7 protein-coding genes are annotated in these 11,042 nt (G+C 50.9%); 6 read left to right on the top strand and 1 reads right to left on the bottom strand.

Going from position 1 to position 11,042, the window contains the following annotated elements; translation table 11 throughout:
* Window positions 1-113 precede the first annotated feature (113 nt).
* The 4 genes from gltB to D568_RS0112010 all read left to right on the top strand — a co-directional run bounded on the left by gltB (window position 114) and on the right by D568_RS0112010 (window position 8,662).
* Entirely contained in the window at window positions 114-4,568 is a 4,455-nt protein-coding gene (gene gltB / locus D568_RS0112025; RefSeq protein WP_020209853.1) for a glutamate synthase large subunit, read from the top strand.
* Between the two features lie 33 nt (window positions 4,569-4,601).
* On the top strand, window positions 4,602-6,020 hold the full coding sequence (locus D568_RS0112020) for an FAD-dependent oxidoreductase (protein WP_020209852.1): 1,419 nt from the start codon (window positions 4,602-4,604) through the stop codon (window positions 6,018-6,020).
* Between the two features lie 81 nt (window positions 6,021-6,101).
* Entirely contained in the window at window positions 6,102-7,166 is a 1,065-nt protein-coding gene (gene hemE / locus D568_RS0112015) for a uroporphyrinogen decarboxylase (RefSeq protein ID WP_020209851.1), read from the top strand.
* 119 nt (window positions 7,167-7,285) lie between these two features.
* Window positions 7,286-8,662, top strand: a complete 1,377-nt coding sequence (locus D568_RS0112010) for a cyclic di-GMP phosphodiesterase (RefSeq protein WP_020209850.1) — start codon at window positions 7,286-7,288, stop codon at window positions 8,660-8,662.
* Window positions 8,663-8,696: 34 nt separating this feature from the next.
* Here the strand turns inward: D568_RS0112010 and asd are convergent, their stop codons facing one another.
* A complete protein-coding gene (asd, locus tag D568_RS0112005; protein ID WP_020209849.1) occupies window positions 8,697-9,560 on the bottom strand; it encodes an archaetidylserine decarboxylase in 864 nt (287 codons plus the stop codon).
* Between the two features lie 117 nt (window positions 9,561-9,677).
* On the opposite strand from asd, the gene D568_RS0112000 reads away from it, so the two are divergent.
* Window positions 9,678-10,325: an MBL fold metallo-hydrolase gene (locus tag D568_RS0112000; protein WP_020209848.1), complete on the top strand. Its 648-nt coding sequence runs from the start codon at window positions 9,678-9,680 to the stop codon at window positions 10,323-10,325.
* Entirely contained in the window at window positions 10,318-11,025 is a 708-nt protein-coding gene (locus D568_RS0111995) for a M48 family metallopeptidase (RefSeq protein ID WP_169334798.1), read from the top strand. The genes D568_RS0112000 and D568_RS0111995 overlap by 8 nt, the downstream gene beginning before the upstream one ends.
* Window positions 11,026-11,042 lie beyond the last annotated feature (17 nt).

The following is an 11,042-nucleotide window of genomic DNA, read 5'->3' as shown; positions in this document are numbered from 1 at the left end:
TGCGCCCATTTGTACAGCCCCTCTTGTTTAGGGGCTTTTTTGTCTGGCGCATGGTGCAGCGAAGTTAACCTGCCTTTGTGAGAGTAAATCAGGTAATTATTGAGAGACAGCGTATGACCACTGGTCTGTACAGTTTGGACGAGTTTAAAGATAACTGCGGCTTCGGTTTGATTGCCCATCTTAAGGGAAAAACCAGCCACCGTTTACTCGAAACTGCTATTGAATCCCTGACCTGCATGACCCACCGCGGTGGTATTGCCGCCGATGGTAAAACGGGCGATGGCTGCGGTCTGTTACTGCAAAAGCCAGACAGTTTTCTACGCGCTGTCGCTAAAGAAGCAGGCTGCGATCCGTTAGGTGAATCCTACGGTGTTGGCGCGGTTATGCTGAGTCGTAGCGTGGAGAAGGCAGATCATGCGCGATCTGTGCTGGAAGAGGCGTTACGAACCGAAGGCTTACAGCCAGCGGGGTGGCGTGAGGTACCGGTCGATTCCAGTTGTTTGGGACCTATCGCGCTTGAATCCTTGCCGCTGTTTAATCACGTGTTTGTCAATGCGCCTGAGGACCTTAGTAAAGAAGTATTCAGCGCTAAATTGATGATGGCGCGTCGTCGCTCAGAACTTGCACTGAAAGATGATCCATCCTTTTATATAGCAAGCTTGAGCACCAGCATCCTGTCCTATAAGGGGCTGATGATGCCAGTGGATTTGCCCAAGTTTTTTGCTGATTTGGCCGATGAGCGTTTAGAAACGGCCATCTGTGTTTTCCATCAGCGCTTCTCCACTAATACCATGCCCCAGTGGCCGCTGGCTCAACCGTTTCGTATGTTGGCCCATAACGGTGAAATTAACACCGTTATGGGTAACCGTAACTGGTCAGTGGCTCGAACTGATAAATTCTCTACACCTCTGCTACCGGATATCGCAGAGGTGGCGCCACTGGTAAATCGCACCGGTTCAGACTCTTCCAGCCTCGACAACATGCTTGAAGTGCTGCTGATTGGTGGTATGGAGCTGCATCGCGCTGTGCGCATGCTTGTTCCACCCGCTTGGCAGAACGTTGAGCACATGGATTCAGATCTGCGCGCATTTTACGAATACAACTCTATGCATGTGGAGCCCTGGGATGGCCCGGCAGGTCTGGTGATTACCGACGGTCGTTATGCCGTGTGTACATTGGATCGTAACGGTTTGCGCCCCTCGCGCTGGGTTATCACAAAAGATGATTTGATTACCGTTGCTTCGGAAGTAGGTGTTTACGCATATAAGCCCGAAGACGTTGTAGCCAAAGGCCGTTTGGGGCCGGGCCAGATTCTTTCGGTGGATACCGAAACCGGTAAGCTCTATCACACTGAGGATATCGACGCGCAGCTCAAGGCTGGCAAGCCGTATAAGCAGTGGTTAAAAGACAACGCTGTACGTATTGAGTCCACTCTTGAGACCGATGTGGCTGAAAACGGCTTATCTGCTGCCGAGATGAAAGCCTACATGAAGCAGTATCAGGTTACCTTTGAGGAGCGTGATCAGGTGTTGCGCCCACTGGCCGAAGGTGGTCAAGAGGCGGTAGGTTCTATGGGGGATGACACTCCCATGGCGGTACTGTCTGGTAAAGAGCGATCGCTGTACGACTATTTCCGTCAGCAGTTTGCGCAGGTGACCAACCCGCCCATCGACCCCCTGCGTGAAGCGATTGTTATGTCGCTGGAGACCTGTGTTGGGCGTGAATTATCTGTTTACGACGAAACTGAAGCGCACGCTAACCGCGTTATATTGAGCTCCCCCGTTTTGTCGCCCGCAAAGTTCCGCGCGCTCAAAAACCTTGGTCGTGAAGATTACAGGGCGGAAGTGTTTTCTCTGGCGTACGATCCAGACACCGTCGGCCTTAAGCAGGCCATTATAGATCTTCGCGAGCGCGTAGCCGAGGCCGTGCGTGGTGGTGCCGTACAGGTTATTTTGAGTGATATGGGGCTGCAAAAAGGCCAGCTGCCAGTGCATGCTCTCTTGGCAACGGGTGCGGTTCACCATTATCTGACTCAAAAAGGTCTGCGCTGTGACGCCAACATTATTGTCGAGACAGGAACGGCGCGTGACTCTCACCAGGTAGCAACACTTATCGGTTATGGCGCCACGGCCGTATACCCGTACTTAAGCTACTATGTGATGAATGACTTGCTGAATAAAGGCGAGTTGCTGACAGATGTCGATCAAGCCTATAAAAACTATCGTAAAGGTCTGGATAAAGGCCTGCTGAAAATCCTCTCAAAAATGGGGATTTCAACCATTACTTCTTACCGCGGTGCTCAGCTATTTGAAGCTGTGGGGCTGGCAGAAGATGTTGTGGATATGTGTTTTACCGGCACCACGTCACGCATTAAAGGTGCGCGTTTTGAAGATTTGGAAGCCGATCAAAAATCACTGGCAAAAACCGCTTGGGTGGATCGTAAGCCCATTGTTCAAGGTGGCCTCTTAAAGTACGTTCATGGTCAGGAATACCATGCGTTTAACCCGGACGTTGTTAAGGCGTTGCAGGATGCGGTGCAAACCGGTGATTGGAAGCTGTGGCAAAAGTATTCTGATTTGGTCAATACTCGCCCGGTTGCCACTCTGCGTGATCTGATAAAGGTTCGCGGCGGTGTCGGCGAACCGATTTCGGTGGATGAAGTCGAGCCCGTTGAAAGTATTATCAAGCGCTTTGATTCTGCCGGTATGTCGCTGGGCGCTTTGTCGCCCGAGGCCCACGAAGCACTGGCCGAAGCGATGAATACCTTGGGTGGCCGCTCTAATAGCGGTGAAGGTGGTGAAGACCCCGCGCGCTTTAATACCCCTAAAGTGTCAAAGATTAAGCAAATCGCTTCGGGCCGCTTTGGTGTGACGCCGCACTACTTGGTTAACGCCGAAGTACTGCAAATTAAAGTGGCGCAAGGCGCTAAACCCGGCGAGGGTGGTCAGCTTCCCGGAGGCAAAGTAAATCAATTGATCGCACGGCTGCGCTACTCGGTGCCCGGTGTCACATTGATTTCTCCACCGCCGCATCACGATATTTATTCTATTGAAGATTTGGCCCAGCTGATTTACGACTTGAAGCAGGTCAATCCTGACGCGCTGGTGTCGGTGAAGTTGGTATCTCGCCCCGGTGTCGGCACCATTGCCGCTGGTGTAGCGAAAGCCTACGCTGATTTGATTACGATCTCCGGTTATGACGGTGGTACGGCGGCGAGCCCGCTTACGTCAATTCGCTACGCCGGATCACCTTGGGAATTAGGCCTGTCCGAAACCCACCAAACCCTGCGGGCAAATGATTTGCGCGATAAAGTTCGTGTGCAAACCGACGGTGGTTTAAAAACCGGCCTGGATGTGATTAAAGCCGCGATGCTGGGCGCTGAAAGCTTCGGCTTTGGGACCGCACCTATGGTTGCTCTGGGCTGTAAGTATCTGCGTATTTGCCACCTCAACAACTGCGCAACCGGTGTCGCTACGCAAAACGATAAACTGCGTCGAGATCACTATATCGGCACCGTAGAAATGGCGAAAAACTTCTTCTTATTTGTTGCGGAAGAAGCTCGTCTGTTAATGGCTGATCTGGGTGTGCGCTCGTTGGCGGAGTTAGTCGGCCGGGTGGACTTACTCGAGTTGACCGAAGGCTCTACCGAAAAACAAAAGCAATTGGATTTAAGTCCGGTTGTGCATACCGATGATTTCCTGGCGACCAAACCGCAGATGTGTTCGGTTGACCGTAACTACCCCTTCGACAAAGGGGAGTTGGCTGAAGCCATGGTGCGCGAAGTATTACCGACCATCGAGGCAAAAACCGGTGGTGAGTTCAGTTTCCATCTAACCAATTGCGATCGTTCTATCGGTGCGCGCTTAAGCGGTGAAATTGCTAAGCGATATGGTAATCAGGGCATGGCCGATGCTCCGATTAAACTGAACCTTACCGGTATCGCTGGTCAGAGTTTTGGCGTATGGAACGCAGGCGGTCTGGAAATGCACTTGGAAGGTGATGCCAACGACTACGTCGGTAAAGGCATGGCTGGCGGTAAGATTGTGATTCGTCCGCCCAAGGGTTCGGAGTTTGCCTCTAACCGCACCAGTATTATCGGCAATACCTGTTTGTACGGTGCCACAGGCGGTAAATTATTTGCCGCAGGTACCGCGGGTGAGCGCTGTGGTGTGCGTAACTCCGGTGCACATGTTGTAGTCGAAGGCGCTGGTGACCACTGCTGTGAGTACATGACTGGCGGCGTAGTGACTGTTCTGGGAGATACAGGGGTTAACTTCGGTGCCGGGATGACCGGCGGCTTTGCCTACGTACTCGATGAGAACAATACGTTTGTGGATCGCTATAACCACGAGCTGGTGGAAATTCATCGCGTGGATACCGAGTCATTAGAGGCGCACCGCAACCATTTACGCAGTGTAATTGAAGAGTTTACTGGCGAAACCGAAAGTGCCTGGGGCGAACAGTTGCTGGCAAATTTCGATGACTATGTAGGCAAATTCTGGTTGGTCAAACCCAAGGCAGCGAGCATGAAAGGCTTGCTAGAGAGCTTGAAAAACCGCGGTGAATAACCCCTTGGGTTTAACAGATTAGAGGCGTTGATTATGGCCGAACGTTTACACAACAATTTCCAGTTTCTTGAGGTGGGTCGTCAAGACCCGCAGAAAAAAGACATTGAAACTCGCAAACATAAGTTTGTCGAGATTTATGAGCCCTATAGCAAAGAGGAGGTATCCGATCAGGCACATCGTTGTCTTGAGTGTGGTAACCCCTATTGTGAATGGAAGTGTCCGGTACACAACTTTATTCCTAACTGGCTCAAGCTGATTTCAGAAGGCAATATTTTCGAGGCCGCGGAGCTGAGCCATCAGACCAATACCTTGCCCGAGGTGTGTGGTCGCGTATGTCCGCAGGATCGTCTGTGTGAAGGCGCTTGTACCTTGAACGATGGCTTTGGTGCCGTAACCATTGGTAATGCCGAAAAATACATTACCGATACCGCGTTCGCCATGGGTTGGCGTCCTGATATGTCACAGGTGCAATGGACGGATAAAAAGGTTGCGGTAATTGGCGCGGGGCCCGCAGGCCTTGGTTGTGCCGATGTGCTGGTGCGCAACGGCGTCAAACCAGTGGTCTTTGATCGCTACCCTGAAATTGGCGGTTTGCTGACCTTTGGTATTCCAGAATTCAAACTGGAAAAAACGGTTCTGAGTCGCCGCCGTGAAATCTTTACCGAGATGGGCATTGAGTTCCGCCTCAATACCGAAGTGGGTAAAGATATCACCATGGCTGAGCTGTTAGAGCAGTACGATGCCGTGTTTATGGGAATGGGTACCTACAATTATATGAAGGGCGGCTTCCCGGGTGAAGATTTACCTGGTGTTCACGATGCGCTTCCGTTTTTGATCTCAAACGTCAATCGCAATCTGGGTTTTGAAAAAGCTCCAGAAGAGTTTATCAGCGTAAAAGGTAAACGAGTGGTTGTGTTAGGCGGTGGTGATACCGCGATGGACTGTAATCGTACATCCATTCGTCAGGGGGCAGAGTCAGTGGCTTGTGCCTATCGGCGCGACGAAGAAAATATGCCTGGCTCCAAGCGTGAGGTTGCAAACGCTCGTGAGGAGGGCGTTGAGTTTTTGTTTAACCGTCAGCCTGTGGCCATTGTCGGTGAAGACAAAGTGGAAGGCGTTAAGGTGGTTACTACGCAGCTTGGTGAGCCTGATGAAAACGGCCGCCGTCGCCCCGAGCCTATTCCAGGCAGTGAAGAAATTTTGCCGGCCGATGTGGTTCTTATTGCATTCGGTTTCCGCCCCAACCCCCCTGAGTGGTTGGCTGACCACAGTGTTGAAACCAATAACTGGGGTGGCGTAGTCGCGCCGGAAGAGCAGGAGTATATGTTCCAGACTTCTAACCCTAAAGTGTTTGCCGGTGGTGATATGGTCCGCGGTTCCGACTTGGTGGTTACAGCCATCTGGGAGGGGCGTCAGGCAGCTGAGGGTATACTGGATTACCTCGACGTGTAATGTAAAAAGCCGGTCAGATGACCGGCTTTTTTATGGGCGATAAACTCCGCCCGTTTGATACTTAAGTTTAAAGAAATAACTATGACCGAATTAAAAAATGATCGTTTTTTGCGGGCGTTAATGCGTGAGCCGGTAGATGTGACCCCCGTTTGGATGATGCGCCAGGCTGGGCGCTATTTGCCGGAGTATCGCGCAAGCCGTGAGCGCGCGGGTAACTTTATGGGGCTGTGTGGCAACCCCGAGGCGGCTTGCGAAGTAACGCTGCAGCCATTGGAGCGCTACCCTTTAGACGCTGCCATTTTGTTTTCAGATATTCTGACCATTCCCGATGCTATGGGGTTAGGCCTGTACTTCGAAACTGGCGAGGGGCCTAAGTTTAAAAAGACCGTGCGCACCGAAGCCGATGTCAATTCACTCAAGGTTATCGACCCCAAAAGCGACTTGCCCTACGTGATTGACGCCGTTTCTCTGATTCGCCGCGAACTGAATGGTCGTGTCCCGTTGATTGGTTTTTCTGGTAGCCCCTGGACTTTGGCAACTTATATGATCGAGGGCGGCTCCAGCCGTGATTTTCGCCGCGCCAAGCAAATGCTCTATAACTCACCAGAGGTGATGCACCGGTTGCTCGATACCCTGGCTCAGTCGGTTACCGTGTATTTGAATGCACAAATTGAGGCCGGTGCCCAAGCGGTACAAATTTTCGATACCTGGGGCGGTGCTCTGTCGCATCAGGCTTATGACGAATTTTCGCTAAAGTACATGCGACAGATAGTCTCAGGGTTAATCCGTGAGCGCGAAGGGCGTAAGGTGCCAGTGATTTTGTTTACCAAAGGCGGTGGGCAGTGGCTGGAGGCAATGGCCGCTACTGGTGCAGATGCCTTGGGCTTGGATTGGACCACAGATATTGGTGCGGCACGAAAAAGAGTGGGGGATTCCGTCGCTTTGCAGGGCAATATGGACCCGACCATACTTTACGCTTCACCAGAGCGAATTCGAGAAGAAGTGGGGCGTATTCTTAGCTCGTATGGTTCAGGCTCAGGCCATATTTTTAATTTGGGGCACGGCATTACGCCCGAAGTCGATCCGGAACATGCAGGTGCTTTTATCCGAGCGGTTCACGATTTGTCGACCGCTTACCACACGTAAAGTGCAGCAGATCTGATGCTACTGGCTCGTTATTTAGTAATTGATTAAACTGTCCTAATCTTGATTGAGGCAATGAACCGGAAGGATTGGGGTGCGCTGCTCATTTACGGAGACGAGATGTGGGCATTAAACAAGTCAAACTAAATGTTAACGAGCTGACTATTGGTATGTTTGTTTCCGGGTTGGACCGACCTTGGACGCAGACCCCATTTCCTTTGCAGGGCTTCTATATTCGTGAAATGGACGAATTGCGTAAGCTTAAAAGCCTGTGTAATCACGTTTATATTGATGTTGTAAAAGGCCGAGCGCCGGTAGCGGTAAACTTGAAAAGCATGGTCGCTGATTCAGGAGACGCTAAAAAAACTAAAAGCAAGCGCCGGTCGGAAGAAGTTCCGGTTTCTATCCCCGTAAAGCCAATCACGGTTAAACGGGATCACTATGTTGATGTTAAGCCTCTTAAAAAAGAGGTTCGACAGGCACGTCAGTTACATCAGAAAGTGTACACCGCTGTGGGGCAGGTTTTACAGCAGTTGGATACAGAGCGTTATCAAGGGATTCCTGTCACCGAAACTCGTAAGCTGGCGAGCGATATGGTTGACAGTGTGGTGCGAAATCCTGATGCCTTTACGTGGCTGTCACGTGTTCAGGAGGCTGATGAGTACACCTACAGTCATGCTTTGCGTGCTGCAGTATGGGGTATTTTATTTGGTCGCCATATTGGCTTGGCTAAGCGTGACCTGGATATCCTTGCTATGGGCGTATTGCTAAAAGACGTGGGTAAAACCAAGCTGCCTAACGAATTGATCAGTAAAACGGATTTAACTGAAACAGAGCAAAACGAGTACGAAAAGTTTGTAGAGTATGGAGTGCAAATCCTGCGCGAGACCGAAGGCGTCGAGCCCAGGGTAATTAGTGTTGTCAGAACGCATTGTGAACGGCTTAATGGTAGTGGGTTCCCTCAGCATTTAGTGGGCGATAAAATTCCTTTGCTTGGCAAGATTGCGGGCATTGTGACATTTTACGATATGGTGGTAACACCTCGTACTGCGACGGTTCCCATTGCTCCATCGCGTGCGGTGGCAAAACTGTACGAATTGCGTAATACACTCTTCCAGGAGGATTTGGTCGTAGAGTTTATTCGTGCTATTGGCTTATATCCAACAGGAACTATGGTGGAGCTGAGTACAGGAGAGGTTGGCATCGTTGTAGAGCAAAACTTCGAACGTCGGCTTAAGCCAAAAGTTATGGTGGTGGTGGATGCGCTAAAAAATGTGCTCGACACCCCATACTTATTGGATTTGGCTGAAGACGATAAACGTAAGCAGGCACAGATTGATGCCGGTAAGCGAACGGTAGAAGATGCTCAAAAAATTGAGATCGCTCGAGATTTAGAGCCAGGCAGTTACGATGTGGATATATTAAAAGTTCGTGATGATTATCTAATGTCTATTGAGCGAAAGGGATTGTTAAGTCTGTTAGATAGATTTAAGAGTTAATTGCCAGTGTTTTAAGCTGGAACAGCAGAGCGCGTTACACTCTGTGCCCCAGTGCTTCCCCCATACGTGTGGCTGCGCCTGCATGAAAGTTATTGGACCAATGCACTTTATCCCGCCCGAACAGTACAATGGCAGTAGAGCCTAGTTTAAATCGGCCCATTTCTTCCCCTTTGTTTAAGTGTATTCCTTCGGGGGCATTTTTACCGTAATAAGTGGTGCTTACCCGGCGGCCGATGGGAGCTTGCTCTCCTGCCCAAACGGTTTCAATGCCCGCCACGATCACGGCCCCCACTAAGACAACAGCCATAGGGCCTACTTCCGTGTCAAAAATACAGACAACTCGCTCATTGCGAGCAAACAAGCGTGGTACGTGTTGCGCGGTGACTTCATTGACAGAAAATAACTGACCAGGAACAGAAATCATTTGCCTTAGTGTGCCGGTTAGAGGCATGTGAACACGGTGATAGTCCTTGGGGGATAGGTAAACTGTGGCGAAGTCTCCTTCGCTGAATTCGTTCGCCAGCTTTTCGTCACCGCCAAGTAGCTCCTGCACCGAATACAGTTGGCCTTTAGCTTGGAAAATTCGGCCATCATTGATCTTGCCAAGCTGGCTTATCGTGCCGTCTGCCGGGCAGACAATAGAGTTGTTGGCACTGTCGATCGGCCGGGCTCCAGGTTTCAGTGCTCGTGTAAAAAAGTCGTTGAAAGATTGATAATCTTTCAGGTCGGTGCGCTCTGCTTCACTCATGTCGACGCCGTAACGTTTGGCAAACCAGCTAATGAATGCGTGTTTGATGGTCGGGTTGGTGCAGTTGGCGATCCGCCCAACTATGCGCGACAAAGCATGTTGAGGGATAAGGTGCTGGCTGGTAATAAACAGAGAGTCTTTAATGGTCATAGTGGGCGAAAGCTCCGTAAATCGAGTGTCGCTATGCTACCAGAGTTTACTATCACACTGAGCTTTGGATAAAAAAACACTGTTAAAATGGCGTTTTTCTTGTGCTAAGGGGGCTTTGTGCTTGGGTATCAAATCATACCTGTCACTCACTATCAGCAAAACTGCAGTTTAATTTGGTGTCAGGAGACCGGTAAAGCCGCGTTTGTTGATCCGGGAGGTGAGCCTGAAAAATTATTGTTGGCGCTGGAGCAGTCTGGCGCGACACTGGAGAAAATACTGCTTACCCACGGACACATGGATCATGTTGGGGCTGCCAGGGTAATCGCTGAACGTTGTGGGGTTCCTATTCTTGGACCACATAAAGCCGATCAATTCTGGCTGGATAACCTACCCCAGCAGGCACAGATGATGGGCTTTGAGCCTGTGGGCGAAGTACAGTCAGATCAATGGTTGAACGATGGCGATACTATTTCGCTCGGAAACTGTACTTTAGTGGTGCTGCATTGCCCGGGGCACACACCTGGGCATATTGTTCTGGTGGATAAGCAAGCTCGGCTTGCCTTCGTAGGCGACGTATTGTTCAAAGGCTCGGTGGGCAGAACCGACTTTCCTCAGGGGAATCATGCCCACCTGGTAGACTCGATCGTGACCAAACTATGGCCTTTGGGGGGTGACATTCAATTTGTTCCCGGTCATGGCCCAATGTCGGATTTTGCACAAGAACGGGCCAATAATCCTTTTGTGGCAGACAAAAACTTTGGCTAGTCATCGTCACAGTGTTGAAATTCGGTATTCATCCCGGCGTCGAACCATTGGCATCGAGGTGCGCGATGCGCAAGTCATTGTGCGTGCACCCAAAGGGTTCCCTGAACGCCACCTGCGCGCAATGGTGGCTGCCAAGTCGGGCTGGATTGAAGATAAGGTGTCTCGCCAGCAGGCAAGGTTACAACGTCGGCCTACTTATCAATATCAAGATCAAGAGCGTTTTCCTTACCTTGGCGGTTGGTTGGTAGTAAAGGTGACACAAGGGGCGCGGCAGAGCAGTTGGCGCGAAGCCGATCAGCTGGTGTTGCAACTGGGAACACGCAGCCAGCAGAGCGTGAAGCGACAGATTTATACGGCATTAACGGCTTGGTACCGGGCCCAGGCACTTGAAATTTTAGAGGCTAAAACCAAGCGCCTATGCGCTAGCGCGGGATTGTCTGTGGGGCGGGTAAACGTGCGCGCCACCCGGTCAAAATGGGGGCATTGCACACGATCGGGGGATATCCAATATAACTGGCAAATTCTGCTGGCTCCCGAGCCTGTGGTAGATTATCTTGTGGCCCACGAAGTGAGTCATCTGGTGCACCAAAATCACAGCAGCGCATTCTGGCAGCAGGTGCGGCGATTGTGTCCGGGTTTTGAACCCCATCGTCAGTGGTTACGTCAGCATGGCCACACATTAATTTTACCTTTCGAGTAAGCCGCTAGAGGACCTAC

Source organism: Gilvimarinus chinensis DSM 19667, from assembly GCF_000377745.1.
Classification (GTDB): Bacteria; Pseudomonadota; Gammaproteobacteria; order Pseudomonadales; family Cellvibrionaceae; genus Gilvimarinus; species Gilvimarinus chinensis.
Note: the sequence above shows the minus strand (reverse complement) of the source record. Positions and strands in the feature narration are given on the sequence as shown.